Annotated in this window: 20 protein-coding genes; 12 read left to right on the top strand and 8 right to left on the bottom strand. The window is 40.6% G+C overall.

From position 1 onward, the window contains the following. Positions 1 to 342: 342 nt before the first annotated feature. A complete protein-coding gene (locus PTI45_RS20985; RefSeq protein WP_069329537.1) occupies positions 343 to 3,021 on the top strand; it encodes a YhgE/Pip domain-containing protein in 2,679 nt (892 codons plus the stop codon). Between the two features lie 131 nt (positions 3,022 to 3,152). On the opposite strand, the gene PTI45_RS20990 is transcribed toward PTI45_RS20985, so the two are convergent. Further along, positions 3,153 to 4,655 (bottom strand): HD-GYP domain-containing protein, encoded by a 1,503-nt coding sequence (locus tag PTI45_RS20990; protein ID WP_069329538.1) that lies wholly within the window; start codon positions 4,653 to 4,655, stop codon positions 3,153 to 3,155. A 176-nt stretch (positions 4,656 to 4,831) separates the two neighbouring features. On the opposite strand from PTI45_RS20990, the gene PTI45_RS20995 reads away from it, so the two are divergent. Next, a complete protein-coding gene (locus tag PTI45_RS20995; RefSeq protein WP_083243659.1) occupies positions 4,832 to 6,307 on the top strand; it encodes a potassium/proton antiporter in 1,476 nt (491 codons plus the stop codon). Between the two features lie 119 nt (positions 6,308 to 6,426). Here the strand turns inward: PTI45_RS20995 and PTI45_RS21000 are convergent, their stop codons facing one another. Together PTI45_RS21000 and PTI45_RS21005 are read right to left on the bottom strand one after the other, a co-directional pair. Then, a complete protein-coding gene (locus PTI45_RS21000; RefSeq protein ID WP_069329539.1) occupies positions 6,427 to 7,320 on the bottom strand; it encodes an anti-sigma factor domain-containing protein in 894 nt (297 codons plus the stop codon). Next, the gene (locus PTI45_RS21005) at positions 7,317 to 7,865 is read right to left on the bottom strand and encodes an RNA polymerase sigma factor (RefSeq protein WP_241669457.1); all 549 of its coding nucleotides are present in this window, start codon (positions 7,863 to 7,865) and stop codon (positions 7,317 to 7,319) included. The genes PTI45_RS21000 and PTI45_RS21005 overlap by 4 nt, the downstream gene beginning before the upstream one ends. Before the next feature lie 377 nt (positions 7,866 to 8,242). On the opposite strand from PTI45_RS21005, the gene PTI45_RS21010 reads away from it, so the two are divergent. From PTI45_RS21010 to PTI45_RS21020, 3 genes are all read left to right on the top strand, one after another. Further along, positions 8,243 to 9,931: a stalk domain-containing protein gene (locus PTI45_RS21010; protein ID WP_069329541.1), complete on the top strand. Its 1,689-nt coding sequence runs from the start codon at positions 8,243 to 8,245 to the stop codon at positions 9,929 to 9,931. Positions 9,932 to 10,191: 260 nt separating this feature from the next. Next, positions 10,192 to 10,674, top strand: coding sequence for a stalk domain-containing protein (locus tag PTI45_RS21015; RefSeq protein WP_069329542.1), 483 nt, complete (start codon positions 10,192 to 10,194; stop codon positions 10,672 to 10,674). A gap of 659 nt (positions 10,675 to 11,333) precedes the next feature. Then, complete coding sequence (locus PTI45_RS21020) at positions 11,334 to 12,047, top strand: YoaK family protein (RefSeq protein WP_069329543.1); 714 nt, start codon at positions 11,334 to 11,336, stop codon at positions 12,045 to 12,047. Between the two features lie 337 nt (positions 12,048 to 12,384). On the opposite strand, the gene PTI45_RS21025 is transcribed toward PTI45_RS21020, so the two are convergent. Then, positions 12,385 to 12,690, bottom strand: a complete 306-nt coding sequence (locus PTI45_RS21025; RefSeq protein WP_069329544.1) for an MTH1187 family thiamine-binding protein — start codon at positions 12,688 to 12,690, stop codon at positions 12,385 to 12,387. 367 nt (positions 12,691 to 13,057) lie between these two features. On the opposite strand from PTI45_RS21025, the gene PTI45_RS21030 reads away from it, so the two are divergent. The 6 genes from PTI45_RS21030 (at position 13,058) to PTI45_RS21055 (ending at position 19,921) form a co-directional block, all read left to right on the top strand. After that, positions 13,058 to 15,058 (top strand): anaerobic ribonucleoside triphosphate reductase, encoded by a 2,001-nt coding sequence (locus tag PTI45_RS21030; RefSeq protein WP_069329545.1) that lies wholly within the window; start codon positions 13,058 to 13,060, stop codon positions 15,056 to 15,058. After that, positions 15,055 to 15,612 carry an anaerobic ribonucleoside-triphosphate reductase activating protein gene (nrdG, locus tag PTI45_RS21035; RefSeq protein ID WP_069329546.1) on the top strand — a complete coding sequence of 186 codons (558 nt, stop codon included), beginning with the start codon at positions 15,055 to 15,057 and terminating at the stop codon, positions 15,610 to 15,612. The genes PTI45_RS21030 and nrdG overlap by 4 nt, the downstream gene beginning before the upstream one ends. Positions 15,613 to 15,913: 301 nt before the next feature. Further along, positions 15,914 to 16,744 carry a TerC family protein gene (locus PTI45_RS21040; protein ID WP_069329547.1) on the top strand — a complete coding sequence of 277 codons (831 nt, stop codon included), beginning with the start codon at positions 15,914 to 15,916 and terminating at the stop codon, positions 16,742 to 16,744. Between the two features lie 7 nt (positions 16,745 to 16,751). Next, on the top strand, positions 16,752 to 17,381 hold the full coding sequence (locus PTI45_RS21045) for a DedA family protein (RefSeq protein ID WP_069329548.1): 630 nt from the start codon (positions 16,752 to 16,754) through the stop codon (positions 17,379 to 17,381). Positions 17,382 to 17,835: 454 nt separating this feature from the next. Continuing rightward, positions 17,836 to 19,422 carry a methyl-accepting chemotaxis protein gene (locus tag PTI45_RS21050; RefSeq protein ID WP_069329549.1) on the top strand — a complete coding sequence of 529 codons (1,587 nt, stop codon included), beginning with the start codon at positions 17,836 to 17,838 and terminating at the stop codon, positions 19,420 to 19,422. A gap of 49 nt (positions 19,423 to 19,471) precedes the next feature. Next, the gene (locus PTI45_RS21055) at positions 19,472 to 19,921 is read left to right on the top strand and encodes a chemotaxis protein CheW (RefSeq protein ID WP_069329550.1); all 450 of its coding nucleotides are present in this window, start codon (positions 19,472 to 19,474) and stop codon (positions 19,919 to 19,921) included. Here PTI45_RS21055 and PTI45_RS21060 read toward each other — a convergent pair. The 3 genes from PTI45_RS21060 to PTI45_RS21070 all read right to left on the bottom strand — a co-directional run bounded on the left by PTI45_RS21060 (position 19,905) and on the right by PTI45_RS21070 (position 22,824). Beyond that, positions 19,905 to 21,533 (bottom strand): bifunctional ADP-dependent NAD(P)H-hydrate dehydratase/NAD(P)H-hydrate epimerase, encoded by a 1,629-nt coding sequence (locus PTI45_RS21060; protein WP_069329551.1) that lies wholly within the window; start codon positions 21,531 to 21,533, stop codon positions 19,905 to 19,907. The genes PTI45_RS21055 and PTI45_RS21060 overlap by 17 nt on opposite strands. Positions 21,534 to 21,671: 138 nt before the next feature. After that, positions 21,672 to 22,304 carry an NAD(P)-dependent oxidoreductase gene (locus PTI45_RS21065; RefSeq protein ID WP_069329552.1) on the bottom strand — a complete coding sequence of 211 codons (633 nt, stop codon included), beginning with the start codon at positions 22,302 to 22,304 and terminating at the stop codon, positions 21,672 to 21,674. 73 nt (positions 22,305 to 22,377) lie between these two features. Next, on the bottom strand, positions 22,378 to 22,824 hold the full coding sequence (locus tag PTI45_RS21070) for an Rrf2 family transcriptional regulator (RefSeq protein WP_069329553.1): 447 nt from the start codon (positions 22,822 to 22,824) through the stop codon (positions 22,378 to 22,380). Positions 22,825 to 23,129: 305 nt separating this feature from the next. Here PTI45_RS21070 and PTI45_RS21075 point away from each other — a divergent pair, with 305 nt between their 5' ends. Beyond that, on the top strand, positions 23,130 to 23,960 hold the full coding sequence (locus tag PTI45_RS21075) for a hypothetical protein (protein ID WP_069329554.1): 831 nt from the start codon (positions 23,130 to 23,132) through the stop codon (positions 23,958 to 23,960). A 93-nt stretch (positions 23,961 to 24,053) separates the two neighbouring features. Here PTI45_RS21075 and PTI45_RS21080 read toward each other — a convergent pair whose 3' ends face one another. Beyond that, complete coding sequence (locus PTI45_RS21080; protein WP_069329555.1) at positions 24,054 to 25,127, bottom strand: lactonase family protein; 1,074 nt, start codon at positions 25,125 to 25,127, stop codon at positions 24,054 to 24,056. Between the last annotated feature and the right edge of the window lie 40 nt (positions 25,128 to 25,167).

Here is a 25,167-nt window from a genome sequence, read left to right on the forward strand (position 1 = left end):
TTTGGGTTGGATCAACACTGACAGATATGATGCTGTCTATCAGATGCTGATACTGACTTATTTGATTCAAAGCACATCCATATGAAAATTATGGTACAATAAAATAAATAGATAGCCTACCTAAATAAAAGAATAATATTCACTTGCTTGTTGAGCCTATAGCGTTTATTATCCATACTCAAGGCATACAACCTTTTCAAGGATTGATATATAAGCTATCTTACATTTTATTTAACCTGACATTTTACTTCTGAATCGGTAGGGTAGTATAAGGAGGTAGCGGTTAAATGATAGTACAGAGTATAGAATTTATTATAGGCGATTAGGTGGTATAACGAAGTTATGAGAAATATTTGGACTATTTATAAAAGTGATTGGAAAAACATTTTTGGTGTCTCTACAGGTATTCTACTGGTCATTGCGATCATGTTATTACCTTCTGTATATGCGTGGTTTAACCTCAAAGCGATGTGGGATCCGTACAGCAATACATCAGGCATCAAAATTGCGATCACTTCTCAAGATAAAGGCACCAAGATTGAAGGGAAAGAGATCAATGTCGGAGATCAAGTACTGCAAAATTTAAAAAAGAACACAACACTCGGCTGGACATTTGTGGATGAACAGACAGCCAAACATGGGGTGGATACAGGAGAGTATTATGCTAGCCTGTTAATCCCATCCGACTTTTCTGACAAAATCGCAAGTATCTTAACCGATGATCCTGTCAAACCCAAAATCATTTATACGGTGAATGAAAAAATTAGTGCAGTTGCTCCTAAGATTACAGATAAAGGTGCCTCTACAATCACTCAACAGATCAGCGACGAATTTATAGCGACTGCAAGTGAAGCCGTACTTACCAAAATGCAAGATGCAGGCATCAAATTAGAAGAAGAATTGCCCACTATTCGTAATATTGAAAATAAAATTTTGACATTAGAAGCTCGATTACCAGAGATTGATGAATTTGCAGATAAAGCGTTAGAACTTGAGAAAAAGCTTCCTCAGATCGATGCTCAAGCTCAAAAAATAGTTGCTTTGCAAAAACGCATTCCTGAAATCGAAGCCGCTGGCGATATGATTCTCAAAGTAGAAGATAATCTTCCGAAGATCAAAGAAGCAGGCAACCAGATTCTTTTACTACAAAAGCGTCTGCCTGAAATTCAAGCGGCCGCAGATAAAGTCAGTGAACTGGACAAAAACTTTTACAAAGTGGAAGATGCGCTGAATCAAGCGATTGATGATGCTGACAAATTATCCGGCATTATCACAGCCGCTCAAGAAGCATTACCTAAAGTTAAAGAAATCACCGATATCAGTGCTGATTTTACCAATCGAGTGAATACATTTTTAGATGAAAACGATGGTGCTTTTGATTCAGTAGCACCTATTGTTCGTCAAAACCTAGTCCTTTTACAACAAACAGCGGATGCAACCACTCAACTGGTAGATGCGATTCAAGGAGCCGATATTGATCCACAAGCAGCATTGGATGCTCTGTCGTTTCTCGATACACGATTATCTCGTGCTATCGGTATTATAGAACGTACAACTGATCTATTAACTCGCTTAAATAATGTACTACCTAACCATCCACTCGATAATCCGATTAGTCGTCTGAATACCGTGCATGACAAATTTGAACGTCAATTGGATCTGGTACGCAGTATTCATCAAGCGATAACCAATGGACAACAACCGGCTGAAGATATTTTGAACAATCTTCGTCAATTGTCTACTGATGCAAGTGATGCTTTAGGAGATCTTATTTCAAGATACGATTCAGAGATTGTACCTAATATTAATCAAGGATTAGATAATCTCAAAACCGTCGCCAAAGACGCAGCCAGTGTTCTACAAACGGCTCAACAGAAGCTTCCTGATGTCGAAGCTGTACTAAACGATGCTCAAAGTGGTGTGGCTTTCGGTCAAGAAGAGTTAAAGCAATTGCAGACCGATCTACCGAATATTGAGAAAAAATTACATGATGCCGATCAACTACTACAAAGCAAAATGGTCGAGTTTACCAAGCTGATCAACAATGCTGCTGATTTTGTAAATAATGATCTGCCTGGCATAGAGACTAAAATTCATGATGCTGCTGACTTTGTACGCAATGATCTACCCAAAGCAGAGAAAGAATTAGATAAAATTACTGATTTGATTCAAAATAAACTGCCTGAAGCTGAAAATGCGGTGCACAAAGTAGGCGACTTTATCCGTAATGATCTGCCTGGACTTGAAAAATCAGTGCACAGTGCAGCCAATAAAGTTCGTTTGCTCAAAAATAGTGATAGTGAGCTGTCCCAGATTATCAAATGGCTTAAAGGGGATATTCAACAAGAAAGTGACTTTTTATCTAGCCCTGTTGAATTAGAAGCTAATCGCACATATCCTATCCCTAACTATGGATCAGCCATGTCTCCTTTCTATACCACACTCTCGATCTGGGTAGGGGCAATGTTGTTAGTCTCCATGTTCAAAGTGGAAGTAGAGGATATTGAGAAAAGGTATCGTCCATACCAGATTTACTTTGGTCGAATGTTCACCTTTATGACGATTGGTATGGTACAAGCGCTGATTATTTCACTCGGTGATATCTTTATTTTAGGTGCCTATGTCGTCGATAAAGTCTGGTTTGTCGGATTAAGTGTGTTAATCAGTATGGTATTTGTCACGTTAACGTACACCCTTGTATCGGTATTCGGTAATATTGGTAAAGGGCTTGCGATTATACTGCTTGTACTGCAATTTTCAAGTTCAGGCGGTACATTCCCTGTCAGTATGACCGGTACCTTTTTCCAAGCCTTACATCCGTGGTTCCCATTTACGTATGCGGTTGAAGTGCTACGTGAAGCTGTCGGAGGTATGCTGATGGAGACGGTCTATCGAGATGTCATGTATCTAGTTGGATTTATGATATTGTTTATGCTCTTTGCAGTCATATTCAAAAAACCACTTGGACCGTTAACCGAGAAAATGGCAGAAAAAGCGAAAAAGACAAAACTAATTCCTTAAGCGCTTGGCACTATAAGCGCGACTTCTTCTACTTCAATCAAACCTGATTTTTGCACAGCAAAATATCTTACATCCAGCGCTTGGCACCATAAGCGCGACTTCCTACACTCAACCAAAAAAGAGCTAATCTTTTAAGAGATTAGCTCTTTTTTCTTGCGATAATTATCAATAAAAATGGAAGCAAATTGAGGGTCCCACTGTGTTCCCCGTCCTTCTTCCAAAATCATAATCGCTTTTTCAGAAGGCATTCCTTTACGGTAAGGACGATTTGAAGTCATCGCATCATACGCATCAGCTACAGCGATAATTCGACCGAACAATGGAATATCATTTCCTTGTAGTCCGTCAGGATACCCTTTACCATCATAACGTTCATGATGAGAACGTACACCCGGAAGATAAGGTTGCATCGCATCTTTAGGCTCAACCTGTTTTAGAATACTTTCACCCAGTGCAGGATGCTTTTTGATCTGATCGAATTCTTCATCCGTCAGCTTGCCATCTTTTAATAATACAGAATCGGTAATACCGATCTTTCCAATATCATGAAGCAATGCTGTTTTACGTAAGCGATCCAATTCATAAGCGCCAAGCCCAGCATTTTCACCAATAATGACGGCATATTCAGCGACTCGTAACGAATGCCCAGCTGTATAGGGATCACGCGCATCCAGCGCCGCCGCCAGTGTAGCAAAGTAACTATCTTGTAATTGAGCATTACGTTGATCCCGTAATTGCAATCCTTTGATCATATGATTAAAGCCTGAGATCAACAATGAGAAGTCATCTGAATAATAATCTTCCGCTTCTCCGTTAAAATCACCATTTTTGACATGTGCCATTTCACTGTATAGATTGCTGATCGGATGTTCTACATCTCGTGCTAATAATTGCGCGCCCACTATACTAAAAGCAATACTAACCACAATCACAGCTCCTGCCCAGCTCCAATATTCACTGGTCTGCACACCGGTTATTTCTTGCAAACGAATCTGTGCAGCTAAGCTAAATAACACCAATGGAAACACGCCGATCAAAAAAATACTGAGTTGAAATTTACGACGAACCGATACATGCACTTGTCCTAACAACCAAATTTCTTTGTCATAGAGACGATGCAGACGTTCTTTCATGACGATTAACATCGGACGAATAGCTGTTGCTGTGAGAAAAAATTCAATAAAAGCATGCATACTTGCCACCATTAATGCACCTGCGCCACCAATCCACAAATAATAGGTGGGTAACGTAATCCAACCTTTTCCCATACAGATCAGCATCAATATCAATGCAGGTACCGTTAATCCTAAGAAATGCGGCAACATGATACGATATACCGATAATTTAGGGAATTTATGTAGCTGGACATAGGCACGCTCTAGCATTTCTTCAGAAGGCAGATCGATCGCACATACTTCACGAATCGGACGAATATGATGCCAGAATACAAGACTTTCAATACTTAACATGATTAGAAACGAAAACATCATAATGCCGACCATTCTTATATTTTGCAAGAGTGGTGCATCAACCGTTGTTAAAACAAATAATCCACCAACGACAGCGACTGCAATCACCGATCCGATTATATAATTCAATAAAATTTGCTTGAGGAATGCTCGATATGACTTCAAAGTAGTCTCCTCTTTTCTTAAATACAGTACTTGTTAGCATGATCATTTTTTCTTATCTTTATTTATTTCGGTTCTTACACTTTAAAAGTTGATGTTTTTAGAAAGATGATTTCGTTTATATATAAAAGCTTAATATATAACTATAGATATACTTTATGATAAAAAGGGGCTTGCCTATGCATACAACAGAAATGACCAGTAATTTGATCTTACTTCTTGGAAGCCTTCTACTGATTGGTGTGCTTTCGACCAAATTCTCTTCTCGCTTCGGGATGCCAGCGTTAGTCTTTTTTATACTGGCGGGAATGGGACTCGGGCGTTTCATTTATTATGATAATGCTTTTATCACCCAATGGTTTGGTGTATTAGCACTCGTTATTATTTTGTTTGAAGGTGGGATGCAGACACGGATGGAGATGGTAAAGCCTGTTATTCGTCCCGCCTTATCTTTGGCAACGATCGGTGTGTTATTAACTACATTTATTATCGGTTATTTTGCTCATTTAATTCTGGGTGTTAGTCTGATAGAAGGATTATTATTCGGGGCGATTGTAGGTTCAACCGATGCGGCCGCTGTATTCTCTGTACTGGGTAGCAAAAATGTCAGCAAAAAACTCACTTCTACTCTTGAAGCCGAATCCGGTAGTAACGATCCTATGGCGGTCTTTTTAACGATTATGTTTATCGAATTGATTCAAGATCCTTCGATCAGTATCTGGAGCAAAATTCTTTCTTTTTTCTGGGAAATGGGTTTTGGACTCATACTCGGTATTATTTGCGGTAAGCTCGCTGTGATGCTGATTAACAAAATCAATTTCGAGACAGCCAGTCTTTATCCGGTACTTGCTATTTCAGCTGCTCTATTTACATATGGTGTGAGTTCACTAACTCATGCCAGCGGTTTTCTTGGCGTATACGTGATGGCACTGGTAATGGGTAATTCAGATCTCACCTATCGACGTTCGATTTTACAATTCAATCAAGGTTTCGGCTGGATTATGCAGATATTGATGTTTGTTTTACTTGGATTACTTGTTTTCCCTTCTCAATTACCTGCTGTCGCCTGGCAAGGAATCATCTTATCTGTGCTACTCATTCTCGTAGCCAGACCCGTTGGTGTATTTTTGAGTCTTTTGGTCAGCAAGTTCTCATTTCGGGAAAAAACGTTATTGTCTTGGGCAGGACTTCGTGGAGCAGTACCGATTGTACTCGCCACCTATCCGCTCTTAGCAGGCGTTCCTAACGGACATTTATTTTTTAATGTTGTTTTCTTTATCGTGTTATCTTCTGCACTGATTCAAGGAACAACCATTTCACCCCTTGCTGAAAAGTTAGGCTTAACCGAGAATGTACCGGATCAACAACCTTCGATTATTGAACTTGTAGCGACCGGTCGTACCACATCAGAGATCAGTCATCTGACTCTCGATAAGCGTAGCTGTATGATCAATCGAGAAATTCAAGATATTCATTTACCGGAAAGTGTATTGATTACTGCACTGATTCGCAATGAAGAAATACTGACACCGCGCGGTAATACAGTATTGATGGCTGGCGATAAAGTCTATCTATTAGGACCCAAAGCCAAGCGCGAACATATTCGCAAATTATTTACAGGCGAGATAGATCCTACTTCTCCACCGCTAATCTAACAGGTGAGCTTATGTCTTAGTCTTAATCTATATACGCAAAACAAGCGCTCTTCCGATAAAGGGAGGGCGCTTGCTATGGGTGTACATCTATTCTTAAATATTGTAAAGAACGGACTTGCTTAACCTTGAATTTCAGCAGCAAGCACAATAGGTCCTCGTGGTTGATCGCCCTGTTTGTCCGGTTCAAGTGTAATCGCAATGGTGTCATAATCTTCGGGTTGGAATGTATAATACATCGCTCCTGTTCCGTCTTGAGTAAGGAACGTTCCTGCACTTTGTTTCACATCACCTTTGATCAGCCAGACTTGAAAAGCTTCTTTACCTTTTAACTTCGGCAAATTATCGGCTTGAACGAGTAAATGTGTTCCTTTATCATCAATCACGATCGTAGCCAAACCTTGAGCTACAATATCAGCTGTAGCTGGATTCAGCTTAACGGCTTTATCTACTTTAAGACCTTGTGTAGGCATAGAAACAGTTGCTAATTTGCCTTGTAAACTGTTCACTTGTGTACTCGAAATCGCTAATTGCTGTTGTAGACTATCAATTTCCCCTCGCAAATTAGAAGCGTACACACCTATAATCACAGCGGCAGCAGCAACCAATGTTGTAGCAACACGCCAGAATCTATTTTTACCTTTATGTTGAACCCAAGCTTTGTCTTCTTGAGTGCTGTATACTACTGATGGCTTCACAGTCTGATCATCCGATGATTTTTCCACTACGATAGGAGTGGTTCCCCGATCATCTGATATCGTTTGTTCTGTATGGCTAGGTGTAAGTATATGACTCAACACACGATTTTTCATACCTTTTGGTGGCGCAACGTCTTCAACGGCGAATGGCAAAGTATCCATCACCTCCCGAAGTTCTTCAACCGCCAGACGGCATTGTTCGTCTTCTTGCAGATACGCTTCAAAGCGTTGCTGTTCTTCTTGGTTCAGACCACCCAGTACATACATTTCAATCATATCGTGCATATCACTTTTCTTATATTGATTATCATTATTCATAAATAGTTTTCCCCCCTCACCGCTCCAGCAAGCTTCTTATGAAGCTGCCTTATGGCAAGTCTTACTCTGCTCTTGACTGTCCCTAACGGAATACTGTATCGCTCGGAGACTTCATGCTGAGTCAATCCTTGAAAATATATAGATTCAATAACTTGCTTCTGATCTTCTCTAAGTTCATTCATCGCTTCTTTAATACGCTGCCGCTCCCAGTTCAGCGTAACTTGTTCTTCCGTGTTCGCCTTCAGATCAGGGATACCGCGAAGCGTTTCATCTTTGGTAGGGTCAACAGGCGCCCGTGATGATTTACGACGCAGCATATCTACAGCAATATTGCGCGTAATCGTGAACATCCATGTAGACAGCTTCCCCTGACTTTGGTCATATCGTTCTGCATGATTCCACACACGCAGAAATAATTCCTGTACAACTTCTTCTGCTGCCATCGTATCTTGTACGATCCGATAGGCGAACGAATACACTGCCCGTTCATAACGGTCATATACGCATTCAAGTGCTTCGGCGTCTTTTTGAGAAATCCGTCGCATAAGTTCTCTGTCTTCTGCTATATCGTTCATCCAAGGGCTCCTTTCCCGTTCCCTTATATTATAACCTTCGCAAGAAATTTTGCTACGGATGACTTTTCAAAAAATATTATTTTGTCATTCTCGAATTTACAATTTAAGTTTATTTTGGAAATCTTGATTCAATTCTAAGTCAATGGCTTATTAAGTAGAGTAGACAGTTTAATTGCTATACTTCTGAGAATTGCGTCACAAAGGGGTTACAAATCAGTTAAATCTTTTTCATGTTTACGCAGAAATATGATCCACTGCTCCAAAGTAAGCGTATCCTTTTACGTAATACCTGTTCTTAATTGAACAGTATGCAATTGATCCTACATTATTTTAAGGAGAGTGGAAACATGTACAAATCTGTTCTATCTAAGGTCATCATGCTGCTTATGGCAGTAGTCTTGATCTTACCAACAACCGTTGGAGCTGCCGCTGCAACATCTAAGGGCGCTGGTGCTGATCTTCGTTCAACATTGGGACAAATTCTTGGTGAACATGCTTTACTCGCAGTGATTGCAATGCAAAAAGGTATTGATGGCAAAGCTGATTTTGATCAAGCTGCCGCTGCTTTGAATGCAAATACAGATGATTTGAGTGCTGCTGTCGCTTCTGTTTATGGTAATGAAGCTGGCGCTGCTTTCAAAACAATCTGGGCTTCTCATATTGGTTATTTCGTGGATTATGTGAAAGCAACAGCTGCTAATGACACTGCTGCCAAACAAAAAGCGAAAGACGAATTAGAAGAATATAAAGTAACACAAGCCAAGTTCTTTGCAGATGCAAATCCTAATTTGCCACAATCTGCATTGGAAGCAGGATTGGAAGAACATATTAATATGCTATTAACTGCATTTGATGCATACGTAGCAAAAGATTATACAAAAGCATACACAACTGCGGATGAAGCTTACAAACATATGTATATGTTTGGTGATATCTTAAGCGCTGCAATTGTAAAACAATATCCTGACAAATTTACAACAGACATGTCTACAATGGGAGCTTCTGATTTGCGCTCTGCTCTAGGTATCATTTTGGGCGAGCATGCAACATTAGCTGTCTGGGCAATGCAAAAAGGAATTGACGGTGCGCCTGATTTCGAACAAGCCGCTGGGCTTTTGAACAAAAACACAGATGAGTTAAGTGCTGCTGTCGCTTCTGTTTACGGTAACGAAGCTGGCGCTGCTTTCAAAACAATCTGGGCTTCTCATATCGGATATTTTGTCGATTATGTAAAAGCAACTGCTGCTGGTGATACAACAGCAAAACAAAAAGCGATTGATGAATTAGCTGAGTACAAAGTAACTCAAGCAAAATTCTTCGCTGATGCTAACCCTAACTTACCTCAAGCTGCTCTTGAAGCTGGACTTACAGAACATATCGCAATGTTGCTTAAAGCATTCGATTCTTATGTAGCTAAAGATTACACAACAGCTTATTCTGAAGCACGTATGTCTTACCACCACATGTTTGGATTTGCAGACATTTTAAGCGAAGCAATCGTAATGCAATACCCTGCTAAATTCGGTGGTACTGCTACTCCAACTCCGACAACACCAGCTACACCTTCTATGCCAAGCATGCCTAATATGCCTACTACACCACCAACAACACCTTCTACAGGTGGAGCGAATGGTACAAGTGCAGATACTAGTCCTGAATTGAAAACAAAAGTAATGCAATTTACACCAGGTAGCAAAATGTACATGGTTAATGGTGTATCTATGATGATGAGTACTCCAGCTACTGTATACAAAGGAAAAACATATGTACCGTTGCGTTACCTTGCAGCGAATGCAAATATGAAAGTGTTCTATACAAAAGAAACATCTACAACTTGGTTGGATACTGGTATCCAACGTTATGAGTTCTGGGTCAATTCTAAAGTATACAAAGTCGACAACATGCGTAAAGGTATGAACGATATGGTCATTTCCCGTAACGGACAGACTCTTATCCCTGTACGTTGGTTTGTAGACAACTTTGAATGGAACATGAGCGTGAATAACAACACCGTTACAATCAGCAAAACGTATTAATATTTAGATCATTATAAATATGATCTGTCTTTAATCGTTTGACGCCAAACAACACCTTGTGCAGATCTATGCGCAAGGTGTTGTTTTGTGTTCATTGTTAGTTGATGTATAGACCATTTTATCTTTAATTTTTGTATTCGCTTTAATATATTACTCATTTGTCATTTTTTTTAATTACGAACTGATTAGTTATTGTTAAATTGGTTTATAAGTTAGTAAGAGAGCAAAAAATATATCTATTAGACGAAGGAGCACTACACATGAAATTAAACAAATTGCTTGCACCTGTACTTGGATTGTCCCTATTGTTACCAGCTGCTGGAGCATTTGCAGCAACACCAACAACAGCAGATATGAGTCCTGAACTAAAAACGAAAGTGATTCAATTTACAATGGGAAGTAAAATGTACATGGTTAATGGCGCTTCAATGTCTATGCCAATGGCTCCTGTTGTGTATAAAGGAACTACATATGTACCATTGCGTCAACTTGCAATGAATGCAAACATGAAAGTATCTTACAACAAAGAAACGTCTACAACTTGGTTGGATACTGGTATCCAACGTTATGAGTTCTGGGTAAACTCTAAAGTATACAAAGTCGACAACATGCGTAAAGGCTTGAACGATATGGTTATTTCCCGTAACGGACAAACTCTTGTACCTGTACGTTGGTTTGTAGATAACTTTGAGTGGGATATGAACGTTAGCAACAACATGATTACAATCAACAAAACATATTAATCTGCTGATATTCAGTAGAGCATATATAAGCAAAGACATCCTCAATGAGGGTGTCTTTTTTCTTTTCAAAATATACAGTCTATGGCTCAAAAGTTAATTCTTGCTTTTTATCTGAAATAAGCGTATAATAATTACTGTTATTGTTTAACCCTCGGTTTTATCCTTCGCATTCTTTTTTCGGTATGCTGCCGGAATCATCTCAAATTTCCTTTATGATTAAAACCCAAGAAATTTGAAGTTTGCCGATTCACACTGGCGCGGTCATCGGAGCCGCAAGGACAAGAGAGAGGTAGGGCTTTTGTTGTTTTGGACTCAACTGTAACTTAGATGTTATACAGAGCGAACCAAAACCGTCCCCGTCCATTTCCAAGTTCGGGGTTACGGGTTAAAAATAGCTGCAGTCAGCAGCCATATTATCATCAGATTGGGCAGATTATAGTAATCGTGCTCCTACGAAGTGTATTTTGTATACGCGGCAACTTTGAATATAATGATTTATCACATATTTCTGATATTTTTTACACATATGGCTTTTAGGTTGCAATCAATAACGGCATAACTTTTGGATATTATGCCCACACATCCCCGGAAACATCTAGACCTGCTTACAGGTTATGTTTTCGGGGATTTCTATGTCTTAACCGATTGGAGGATTGGATATGTCCAAGCAACATTTGCGTTATGTATTGTTATTACTATTATGTTTTACAGCTGGACTAGTTGATGTGATTGGTTATCTACGATTAGAGCATGTATTCACAGCGAATATGACAGGAAATATTGTTGTACTGGGTATGTCGCTCGGTCGATTACAAGATCTGGCGATTGCACGTGTATTAACCGCATTAGTTGGATTCATACTGGGGAATATTATTGCTGCTATTCTAATCGGAAGTGATAAATCCCCTTCTCTCTGGCATCCTCGTGTGACAACTGCATTGATTGTGGAATGGGTTCTACTTTGTGCATTTGCTGTTATAGCATATCTTCCTTTAACCGAAACAGTTGTGTTTGTCTGTCTTGGTTGCCTCAGTATGGCTATGGGGATTCAGACAACAGCGGCTAGACGATTAGGGATTGCCGGTATCTCGACAACGGTACTCACCAACAATCTAGTCAATGCTGTAGAAGATATGGTTGCTCATCTACGCCAGCTCTTTTTCAATCGTACCCAAACAACCAGTCGCTTATTATCGACCGAATCTCGATTACGCATCTTAGGTATTATGCTGTATGCTTGTGGTGCAATGATCGCTACTGTATTAGAACGCCACTTTCCTCTACTGCTCGGCTGGATTCCAGTAGGTCTGGTAGCGATGGTTATCGTCATTGCATGCTGGAAATATCCTCAATCCCGTTCGATACAAAAGTAAAAAATAATCTTTTTCTCTAACAAAACACAAAAAGAGACCCCAACGGTCGCAGCCGCTGGGGTCAAGGTATAGTAATTCAAAAGGGGTTATTACAGTCATTATAATAGGTACATCTTAATATTACCTTAGGCGAACCTGAAAGAAACATTAATTTTTCAATTTTAGGTATCTTGCTTTATAATGTCTTACAAAAAAAAGGAACTCCACGGTCGCAGTCCATGGAGTTCAGTAATGCTTATATATTCAAAAGGGGTATGTCATTACTATAACCGCTGTATCTTAAAACTTTATGAAATGCACCTAAAAATCGCATTAAAATTCATTTTTTTTGATTTATTTAAGAATGTAGCTTTTGATTGACTGAATCTAACTTATATTGTGCTGAAGTTGGATGATCTCGTCGATCATCTATTTTGATCGATGTAGATACACGTCCTGCTCCTTCTTGAAAAGGAGATTCATGCAAAGCAAGGATCGCTTTCATCACATCCCCTATCTCTCCCTCAATGATGGTACTCATCGGTGTTAATTGTGTCTGTACACCCGTCTGCTCACTCAATACCCGTTGCATCTGTGCTACATAACTACTAATACTGGTGCTTCCTGTTCCTAACGGAATAACCGTTACTTCAGCTATAGCCATTTTATTCTCCTCCTTGAGTAGATAATATTAATCTTATTATATAGTTTACCCATTCTACGGTTGGTATGCCTATGTTGAATCTTCTGTGCACCTTATTGTAGCTAGGTTCTTCTATTGATTGAAGTTGTAAAGAGATAAATATCACTTACATAATCAACATATTGATATAAATTAATAAAGTGATAACTATATATAGATCATCTGTAGATTTGTAACGAAAAATATTTATTTGTGATGATGTGTACGTATAGCTACTTTAGCTGAATGGTAACCCTAACACCCGACACCTTCTATCTTTATGATGTCGGGTGTTATTTATCTGTTAGGTGATGATCCCTGTTCTATCTAATGAAAGGAAGTGTGATTAATGTCTATTTTGACTTCACATCGCAAATCAGCTTACATAGCACCTCAACCCTCTCCTGAATTGCAATCGATTCTGGATATGGGTGAACATATTATTGATGGTGAACATGAATCAGCACGTGAAAATGCCAATCTGAATGGAGCAAGCTTTTCCGGTAAAATGAGCCGTCTAGGTAGTGAATATGCTAAATGGTACACCAAGCGTCAGTTGTTACCTCAACCGATTGCTCAAGCAGTTGCACAAAATCGCATCTATATTCATGATCTAGATCATTATGCGGTCGGTACAACCAATTGTATCTTTATTCCTTTTGATAAATTATTACGAGATGGATTCAGTAGTGGTAATGGCAGTCTACGTACTCCAAACTCGATTATGACAGCTATGGCGCAAGTAGCGATTATTTTTCAATGTCAGCAAAATGCGCAGTATGGCGGTGTAGCCGCTAATAAATTGGATTACGATCTAGCTCCTTATGTCACCAAGTCTTTCCGTAAACATCTGCGTAAAGGATTCCGTTATTTTGATGAAAGTAACGAAGTGAGTGAACAGCTTCTCCAGACGGCTATTATGGATGATATTGCTTTGGCTGAAGAGTATCCGCGTGCTTATCAATATGCTATGGAAGAAACGAAAGTCGAAACGCTACAAGCCGCAGAAAGTCTAATCCATAACCTGAATACGATGTCTAGCCGTGGAGGCGGGCAGATTCCTTTTACCAGTATTAATTATGGAACATGTACTTCTACCGAAGGACGATTGATCGTACAATGTCTGCTAGCCGCTACTGTGCGAGGACTTGGTCATGGCGAGACACCGATTTTCCCAATTCAAATTTTCAAATGTAAACAAGGTGTGAACCAGCAAGCTGGCGATGTTAATTATGATCTATTTCTTCAAGCGATAGATTGTTCAGCTCGTCGTCTATACCCCAACTTTGCCAATCTGGATGCACCAATCAACCGTGAGCTTGAAATTCCAGGCGAACCGGATACTGAATTTGCTACTATGGGTTGCCGTACACGGGTGATGGCTGATCGATTCGGACGTAATCATCTGTCTGGTAAAGGGAATCTGTCTTTCAATACGATTAATCTGGTGAAGCTGGGACTGGATTATGGGATGGCTATCGCTGGACAACGCTCGGTCGCTGACGAGCAAGGATTCTACCATGAGTTGGATGAATGTATAGAGCTTGCTGCACAAGGATTATTGCATCGTTATCGTCTTCAAGCGTCTCAACCTGCCAAAGCATCTGATTTTATGATGCGTGAAGGGGTATGGGAAGGCGGCGACCTTCTTGCTCCCGATGATGCTGTAGAAGATTGTCTGAAGCATGGTTCGTTATCGATCGGATTTATTGGATTGGCTGAATGTATGAAAGCTCTATATGGAGCACATCACGGGGAAAATGATACCGTTTATCAACAAGCATTGACACTGATTGCTTATATGAGAACTGCTTGTGATGAACTTAGTGAGCGCTATAATCTTAACTTTTCACTCATGGCAACACCGGCTGAAGGATTATCGGGTAAATTTGTGGCTGTTGATCGTGAACACTATGGTGCGATTGCAGGAGTGACGGATCGTGAGTATTACACCAATTCATTTCATATTCCTGTCTATTATTCGATTACCGCTGCTCGCAAAATTCAGTTAGAAGCGCCTTTCCATAGTTATTGTAATGCAGGAGCGATTTCGTATATTGAGCTGGATGGTAATGCCCGTCATAATGTAAAAGCGATGCAACAGATTATTCAATATGCGCTGGCTCAACATATTAGTTACTTTAGTATTAATCATCCGATTGATCGCTGTACCGGTTGCGGACACGAAGGCATTATAGGAAGTCACTGCCCTGCTTGTGGTGCCTCTGAACTGGATGTTCCTATCGCTCGCTTGCGCCGTGTAACAGGGTATCTTACAGGTGATTATCAGACTCGATTTAATCCTGCCAAGCAAGCAGAGGTGCGGGATCGGTTGAAACATTCACGATGAATATCTGTGGTTATATTCCCGAGTCAGTCAATGAAGGCGATGGATTACGAGCTGTCATTTTTATCAGCGGTTGTAAGCATGGTTGCGCAGGTTGTTTTAGTCGACATACGTGGTCTTTTCAAGCAGGAGAACCTTTTACCGAGAAGCTTCAACAACAACTTATTGATGAGATGAAGCAGAATCCTTTATTGGATGGAATAACGATAGCTGGAGGAGATCCTTTTTTCTCCGCTATCGAAGTTTCTTCATTTGTGCAGGAAGTTCGACAACAGCTCCCTCATTTCTCAATCTGGATCTATAGCGGATATACATGGGAAGAATTGAATACTTCTTCTACAGAAGGTGTTCAGACATTATTAAACCAATGCGATATACTGATTGATGGCCCATTTGTAGAGTCACAACGTGATGTTTCTTTGCGTTATCGGGGAAGTCGTAATCAACGAATTATTGATATTCAGCAAAGTGCTATCCAGCAAAAACTTATTTTATGTCAATCCAGTGACACTGGCTATAAAAGTGCCGATATCACCGCTATGACTACATTAACATAATTGACTTATCTTCTTAAATTGCTTATGATTTGTTTAGTAAGATAATGGTTAAGTAAGAATTGTAAGAGATTTACTAACCACATAACTCTATATTCCTGTTAAAGGGGAGTAGCTGTACAGGCAAAGTCGTCATTACGGGATTTATCCCCGGTTTTGCTTGGCAATGATAAACATTGTTAGCGAGACCTTTACCATGTTTTGGTGAAGACTCGTTATTTTTCTGGGAGACCTTTACCAATCATGGTAAAGGTCTTTTTTATATACTAACGACAAAAAAACGAGATTTTAGGGAGGCAATTCAATGGATGTAGCATTGTTATTGGAGTATGGATGGGTATTACTTGTACTGATCGTACTGGAAGGTCTGCTCGCAGCAGATAACGCTTTGGTACTCGCAATTATGGTTAAACATTTACCTGAAGAAGAACGCAAAAGGGCACTGTTTTATGGACTATTCGGTGCATTTGTTTTCAGATTAGGTTCACTATTCATTATTTCATTCCTTGTCGATGTATGGCAGGTTCAAGCGATTGGTGCACTTTACCTTCTATATATCGCATTTAATCATATTATTCGTAAAATTATTTCTCATCGCTCCAAAATTGATGAAGCTGCTGAAGAAGCTGGCCCAGATGGTAAGCCTAAAAAGCAATCTGGTTTCTGGATGACTGTATTCAAAGTCGAAGTGGCTGATATTGCATTTGCAGTAGATTCAATCTTAGCAGCTGTTGCCCTAGCTGTTGCATTGCCTGCAAGTGGATTGCCTGCTATCGGTGGTATGGACGGCGGACACTTTATCGTTATCTTCTTGGGTGGATTTATCGGTCTAATCATTATGCGTTTTGCCGCTTCTTATTTCGTGAAATTGTTGCAAAGTCGCCCAGGTCTAGAAGTTGCTGCTTTTGTTATCGTAGGTTGGGTAGGTGTGAAGCTTGCTGTCATCACGCTTGCACATCCAGCACTAGGTGTATTGCCTGAGCATTTCCCTGAAAATACGATCTGGAAATTGTCGTTCTATATTGTACTTGTAGCGATCGCTGTGTGCGGTTGGTTGTTATCTAGCAAAGTAGAAGTTAAAGATGAAGACAATGCTGTACGTGAAGTCGAAAAAGAGATTAAAGAAGATCTATAATTAGCCGATGCATGAATGGTTAATAGGCCTGATCGAGGGATTCAAAAGTCTGGGCTATGTTGGCATTGCATTAGCCCTGACCTTCGAATTCGTCCCGGCAGAGTTGGTTCTTCCACTCGCCGGCTTCTGGGTGTATGAAGGTGATTTCAATATTATTCTGGTGATTTTGGCAGGTACAATCGGCGGAGTCACTGGGCCGTTGACCTTGTATGCACTGGGTCGTTATGGAGGAAGACCTCTTGTTCTTCGCTTCGGTAAATACTTTCTTGTTCGGGAAAAAGAAATTGTGAAAGCCGAACAGTTTTTTGCAAAGTATGGAAGTGGTGTTGCTTTCTTCGGAAGATTTCTTCCGGGAGTACGTACAGCGGTATCGATTCCTTGCGGGATGGCAAATATGAATGTCTGGAAATTCAGCATCTATACCTTTGCTGCGATGTTGCCGATCACCAGTCTGTATGTGTATCTCGGTTATAAGTTAGGGCCACGCTGGGAAGAGGTGGGTCCACTCGCTTCTCAATATTTGACCCCTGTAGCGATTGTGATTCTTGTCGTTCTGGTCGCATGGATCGGTTGGAAATGGTTAAGTGCTCGCCGCAAAAGAGCGACTTCTCAATCGACTGACCATGATTCTGAATAAATAGATAACATAAAAAGCGTCTGTTAAACCTAGAAAAGAGTGTCATTTCTACGGTTTACAGACGCTTTTTTTATTATTGATCATATCAGAAGAAAATTTATTATTTTTTATAGTCAGAAAATGTATACGACTGTAAATAGAGCGCCCCACAAGATTATATTATTTCCAAATGATCAATTTGAACAAAGCCTTATTTTATACGGTTTGACAGCTTACACGATGATGAATTGACCTTTACATTTTCAGTGGTACATTTTTTACAATTGAATTGTTATCCACTTATTTACATAAATTATTTACATAAATTTGAAAAATAGTATTAATAATTGTAATTTATAAGACGACATAGTAAGTATAAAAACTTATTTTGCATAAATGCGAAAGTAAGTTGCTTTCAAAAAATTTGATCGATGTAATTGATAATTGAATTACATATCGATATGGAGTGGACAAGATGAGAATAGGTGCTAATTTTCAAACGTTTACCAAATTAATCGCTGCCTTTATCTGTGTAGCCTTGATTGTAGCTGCAATTGGTTTATACGGTTTGAGTAATCAGAATCGGATGAATGAAAGTGTAAACGGTCTGTACAATAATAATCTGGTATCTATGCAAGCTCTCTCTGCTGCTGAATTGTCTTTGCAAAAAATGCGTGTCGCTTCTCGAGATATTGCGCTAACTGCCGATGATACGGCTAAACAAAAAGTCGTTGGTTCGATCCCTGATCTCATCACTGCTGTTCAAGAAAATATGTCTCAATATAGCAATACACCGTTGTCTGATCAAGAACGCAATGAATTGCAGAACTTTAATAAATTTTGGGCAAATTATAATGATGTATACAGTCAAGCGGTCAACCTAGCCGAAAATGCTACACCTCAAGAATTTCAGACATTTGTTCAAAATTCTGTTGTGCCGGCGGGAACAGATATGTATGATAGTATTGCCAAATTAAACCAAATTAACGAACAAACAGCCAGTGCAGCGAATAACACAGCCAAAGCTGTTTTTGCCAATGCGAAGTTCTGGACGACCTTATGGATTGTGGTAGCCTTCTTATTCTGTATCTTATTAGGAACCTTAATTTCTCGGATGATCAGTGTGCCATTAAAACAAATCAGTCGTCTACTTCAACAAGTAGCTGCTGGGGATCTACGTGAACAATCCAAACTTGTAGGTAAAGATGAAATTGGACAGCTTGCTCTTGCTGCTAATGATATGACCAATCGGCTCAATGGCTTAATTGCCAATATTATCGAATCGGCGCAAAGTGTCGCTGCCACTTCAGAAGAAATCTCAGCCAGCACCGAAGAAATCGCTGGAAGTAGTGAAAATCAATCTCAATCGGCTCAAGCGATTGCTCAATTGTTCAAAGATATGTCTATTGCTATTGATGATGTAGCTCGAAGTGCAGAAGAAGCTGCTGAATTATCCAATACTACAGTTGAAAAAGCTCAACATGGCGGTCATATTGTCGCTCAAGGTACACAAGCGATTCAAGAAGTGAATCAACAAATGTCCAAACTTGAAAATGATTCTACTCGTATCGGTGATATTATCGAAGTGATTGATGAGATTGCAGATCAGACGAATCTACTTGCTTTGAATGCTGCTATTGAAGCTGCTCGTGCAGGTGAACAAGGACTTGGATTTGCTGTGGTTGCTGATGAAGTCCGTAAGCTGGCAGAACGTAGTAGCGCAGCTACCAAAGAAATCACAGGCATTATTCGCTCGATGCAGACCAATATGAAGCATAGCATTGAAGCGGTTAACAGCAATGCAGAACACTCTCTTTTAACCAGTGATGCTTTTGAAGATATTGTTCATCGGGTGAGTGATTCTTCACTCAAAATTAACGGTATTGCTGCGGCGAGTGAACAACAAAGTGCTCAATCTGTAGATGTAATGCATTCGGTTAATGAAATTGCTGCGGCTACGGAAGAAGTGGCTTCTGCTTGTGAACAAACAGCTTCTTCTTCTCAGACATTAGCTCAATTAGCAGATCAACTCCACTCTTCTGTAACTACGTTTAAAATCTAGTTTTGGATCTGGTGTATAGTCAAAATAATAATAAATGGAGGTCCTACTTATGATGATCAGATCGTCCGACCAATATATTGAATGTATGGCTGATAACCAGCGGATTGCTCTGCCCATTCATGCAGTACAGGAAATTATCCGTTTTGAGTTATTTAACCCTACACCTCAACTCGATCCACAAGTATTAGGTACAATCAGTTGGTATGGTCGTACGTTACCTGTTGTGCGTCTACAACCTAATTCGAACGACAACGATTCAGCTGATTTTGCCAAATCATGTATGACTGCACGCATCTTAATATTACGCCAGCATAATCAAGCGATACTGGGCTTATATGTAGACAGGGTATGTAGAATTGCCACCCACCCGCAACATTTATGGACAGCAACGTCTACGTACCCATGGATTACACGTTATCTTGAACAAGATTATACTCATATCTCGCTACTTGATATTGAATCTTTAAATTACGCTTTCGGTCTTACAACGACTCGATAAGATCACCTGCTAGTAATGAAGCAGGATTACCTGTACGCTGATTCGCTGCCACTTCACCGGCATGTCCATGCAAATGTACACCGAATGTAGCCGCTTGTATGCCGCTTAGACCTTGAGCAAGTAATCCTGCTATAATGCCTGTCAGCGCATCACCGGAGCCTCCTGTTGCCATTCCCGGGTGTCCGGTGGTATTTACATAGACTCTCCCATCAGCTGAAGCAATCACGGTTCGAGCGCCTTTGAGCACCAGTGTAATTCCATGCTTGATCGCAAAGTCACGAGCGATGCCGATCCGATCTCGTTGTACCTCTGGCGTAGAGATACCTGCAAGTCTAGCCATCTCTCCTGGATGTGGCGTGAGCACAGTATCCGCGGATCGAGATTGCCAGCTGGATAATCCATCTGCTTCAGCGATCATATTCAGGCCATCGGCATCTAAGACCAGTGGCTGATCTGTTTTTTCCCATAACGTCTGTAACCATTCTCCATCCTGTTCAAATCGACCTAAACCCGGTCCTACAGCAAGTACATCACATTTCTCAGCTAAAGGAAGAATAGCATCTGTGCTAGAACGCTCCCACTTCCCGTCTACGCCTTCTACAGCAGGAGCAAGCATAAGTTCAGGCACATGACCTGCAATATGCGGTAGCAAAGCTTGTGGAAGCGCCCATGTCACTAATCCACTCCCTATCCGCAATGCTGCACGCGAAGCCAGTAATCCAGCTCCACTCATATTCATACTGCCTCCTACAATCAATACATGCCCATAGGTTCCTTTGTGTCCGTCTACTGCACGTGCACGTTCAGGATCGACTTCCAACACATGTTCTAGCACTTCTTTGGTGACCAGATGAGTATCTACACCTAACGTTTGAGCAGTAAATCGTGGAATCCCAATCTGGCGTACAACTACATCGCCAGCGACTCCTGCTCCCGGATATTGAACTAATCCTCGCTTGAGAAAAGCCAGACTGACTGTTACCGATGCTTGAATACATGTCTTTGCCACTTCCCCTGTATCTGCATGAAGCCCACTTGGAATATCTGCCGCAATAATAGGCTTACCGCTACGATTTGCCGCTGTAATCATCGCATCATAAGGTGCACGCGGTTCCCCTTTACTTCCGGTTCCTAGTAGAGCATCTACAATACCTGTATAGGAATGCCAGTTGGATTCTTTTTCCCAGTCCTTATTCCAGATTGCAACATCAATACCTGATTGCCGGGTTGCATCACGCTGAATAGCTGCATCACCGATCATTTCTGCCGGGTCTTGAGCATACAACAGAGTGACTTTAATGCCTGCATCTTGCAGATAACGAGCAGCCACTAATCCATCGCCACCATTGTTTCCTTTACCGACCAGAATAAGCCAATGTTGCTTCTGATCATGTACAGTAAGGTTCTTATCGCTTCGAATCTGTCCAACATGTGACAAGCTTGAACCGAAAGGAATATCGGCTTGCTCTAGCTTAGCGCTGTTACTCCACTGAATCACTTCTTCAGCGATCGCTTTACCAGCGCTCTCCATCAGGCATAGTGCAGGAATACCTAGCTGTTGAATTGTATGTTGGTCTAAGTCACGCATTTGTTGTGCAGTCACAATATACATTATCGATTCGCTCCTCTATATACATCATTTATGTTTAGGATGTATTTATACGATTGCCTTATTATGTATTAACCGTATTTGCTAGATAACAAAAACACCGCCCCTAAGGACGGTGTATTGATTACATCTAGATTCAGCTTAATAAGCCACAGTAAAGCGAGTACGTGTAAATAATGGATCTTCAACTTCATCAAATAAAGCAGCTGCATAATCTTCTATAGAGATGCGACTTGCTCCATCATCATCGGTAACAAGGCGATTTGTACCGATGCGGAAGTTCCCTGTGCGTTTACCCGGCTCGATCCAACTGGCTGGACTGACATAAGTCCAATCCAGATCGCTCTGGCTATAGATTTCATAAGCATCGACATGGGCTTGAGCAAGCGGTCGAATCTCTGCCGGGAAATCAGGTGTATCCATCAAGCGTACACCCGGTTCTACTTCTAGGCTTCCTGCTCCACCGACTACTAATAGACGCTGTACACCTGCTCTTTTCATACCTTCTACCACAGCACTAGCGGCTTCGATCAGTTCGCCTTCATTTCCAAATTGTGGGCCAAAAGCATTGATAACTACATCATGCCCTGCGACTACAGCTTCGACACTAATCGGATCCAGTACATTGACACTGATTCCTTGTAGACGTTCTGTATTCTTATCAATTTTAGAAGAATCCCGAGTCGCTGCGGTGATCTCATATTTACGTCGTAGTCCTTCTTGTACAAGGCGTTGTCCGATGGTTCCGGTTGCACCAATAATAGCAATTTTCATTTAAGATTCCATCCTTTCCGTCATGAGCGGTCTTTCTTTTTACATACCCTGCTCAGCCGATGATGATTCAGTATTAGTTCTGGATCGCTTGACGAACCTGTTCCATTTCCTGCAAATCAGTTGTCACCTGCTGGAGTGTAATCTTTTCTAACTCATCTTCCATCGCTTTTTGTGCACGATAAAATACTCTTTCCAGTTCCGCTTGAATATTACGTCCAATATCACAATTCGGATTCGGATGTTCATGAATAGCGAACAGTTCATCTTTGGCATCATTTTGCGCTGCACGATAAATATCCAATAACGTAATCTCAGCAGCAGGACGTGTCATTTGGGCACCTGCTACACCGGGCTGTGTACGTACAATCTCTGCTTTGGCTAACTGGCTGATCATACGGCGAATCACAACCGGATTCGTATTGACACTTGCCGCAATCCATTCCGAAGTGATATGTCCATCACTTGCATCCAATAATGACAATGTGTGAATAGCCACTGCAAAACGGCTATTATATGCCATAAGTGTGCACCCCTTCTTTATCTATTTGCTAACCTTAAAATAAGCTATACGCTACTCATCTATATCAGAATGATTGTTTTGACAAATAAGATAGATTATCTTGAAGCTTCAAAAAGCATTGTATTCAAGCACTTATATACTATAGTATACATCAAAGAGTTATACTTCTAAAAGAAAGTTACTACGTTGTAGCCAGAATTATTCCAGTCGTTCTTATTCTGTAATAACCATTTTGGTTAAGGATATGATGTAATGATCAAAATACAATGTGTAACACATGAATGATAGATAAAGGAGTGAATCTGTTGGATTGGTCTATTTTACTGCGTTCTCATGCTATAGGCTTATATCTGATCGGAATGGTAGGGCTGTTCGCTTTTGCAGTCGTGTACGGATTTACAGCCAAGCAACGTAAATATAGAGATGATGAGCGTATGCGCCGTATTCAAAATAGTCTGGATCGCTTAACGCAAGCGGCAGGACAAGTCTATCCTGTACTGATTAGCAAAAGTCTTTCTTCTGCTCATGCAAATCCAGCTTCTTTACCGGTTCCAGCCGAAAGTGTACTGGCTTGCAAAGCAGCTACGTATGCTTCTGATGAATTGTTAGAGCGGATTGATCAGTACATGGAAGAACGTGATCGCAAAAGTCTGGCTTTACTGTATCGCACACTGGACAGCGATATTCGGAGGTTGACCCGTGAGCGCAAAATGATATTAGCTCGCGGAGAACATCCACGTTGGGGATTACTATTATGGCTTACGATCCGCCCGGCAATTCCTTTTCTCGTCTTAGTCATAGAATCATTATTATTGTGGAATCTATGGAATGATCTTATGGCGGCTCGATATCTACAAGCTCCTGCGGTTTTATTCGCTATTTTGCGCTTTATTTCATGTACAGGCGCTCTCGTGTTATTGTATGCGATTATCACAGCCGATTTTCGTCAAAATGCACGTAGGTTGGTATTTATCTGGTTATCGTTATTGATCAGCGGATTATGTCTTTTACATATGTTAAGTCTGCAAGCCGCACCTTATCTGTTGATAGCTCAAGTTCTTATTTTTGCTAGTGGATTCCGATTTACACGTGAACCGAAGCGTAAAGAACGTCCTTATGTAGGAGAATATGAATAAGGTTTAGCTAATGAGATCAAATAAGAAAAAAACACTTCAGTTCAGCAGCCTTGATCTGCTTGAGTACTGAAGTGTTTTTTATTGATTGTCTATTTATTGTACGCCCGGTTCAGGTTGTTCAGCCATCACACAGACTGGACGATTCAGTGTTAACTCGTTACCTGTTAGCAATAACTTTCCTGTATCTGCTTCTATCGCAAATTGTACAATATTGTTGCTGTCCTGATTGCTCACCAGAATATATCCACCAGGTACAACAGCTACATTACGTGGAGTTTCTCCTTTGACAGTCACCCATTCGATCGGCGACAATTCGCCTGTAAGTTCATCAATATTGTAATGAACGAGACTGTTATGTCCACGGTTAGAAGCATAGACAAAACGTCCACATGGAGAGATACGAATATCTCCGCCTGTATTTTCACCTGTAAAATCTTCTGGCAATGTAGAGACATGACCGATAATCTCTAGTTGACCATCTTCAGGATTACGACCATACGCTGTTACTGTACTATTGAGTTCATTGATTCCATAAGCCAATTGACCATTAGGATGGAAAATCAAATGACGAGGGCCCGATTGTGCAGGAAGCTCAGTAGCACCTTCTTCTGTCAATGTACCGTTATCTTCTAAACGATATGTAAATACCTTATCCAAACCTAGATCAGATACATACACATGATGGTTATCTAATGAAGAGACAGCTGAATGTGGATGCGGAGCATCTTGACGATCTGGGTCGGTTCCACTTCCGGTATGCTTCACTTCACCCGTCATTTCAGCTAGAGCACCTTGATCACCTACAGCAAAAACATTGATATTAGCGCCTGTATAATTAGAAGCCAATAGATGCTTACCATCTGGTGTTAATTGTACATAACAAGGAGCGCCTCCACCTGTAGACTTACGATCTAACAAATGAAGTTCACGTGTTTCAGGATTGATTTGATACGTTAAAATTTCACCTTCGCCTTTTTCACTAGCGGCATATAATACGGTGCTGTCTGTGGATAATGCGAGATATGAAGGATTTTCGATACCTTTGATCCCACCGACCAGACGTAATTCACCTGTATCTGTGTTCATTACTGCTGTCTGAATACCTACTTCTTCTTCACTTGAATACGTACCGATATAGAACCAGACTTCATTTTCAAAAACAGACATGATTATATCCCCTTTCAGTCATCGACTACATAAAGACTTC

This window comes from Paenibacillus nuruki (assembly GCF_001721045.1).
Taxonomy (GTDB): domain Bacteria; phylum Bacillota; class Bacilli; order Paenibacillales; family Paenibacillaceae; genus Saccharibacillus; species Saccharibacillus nuruki.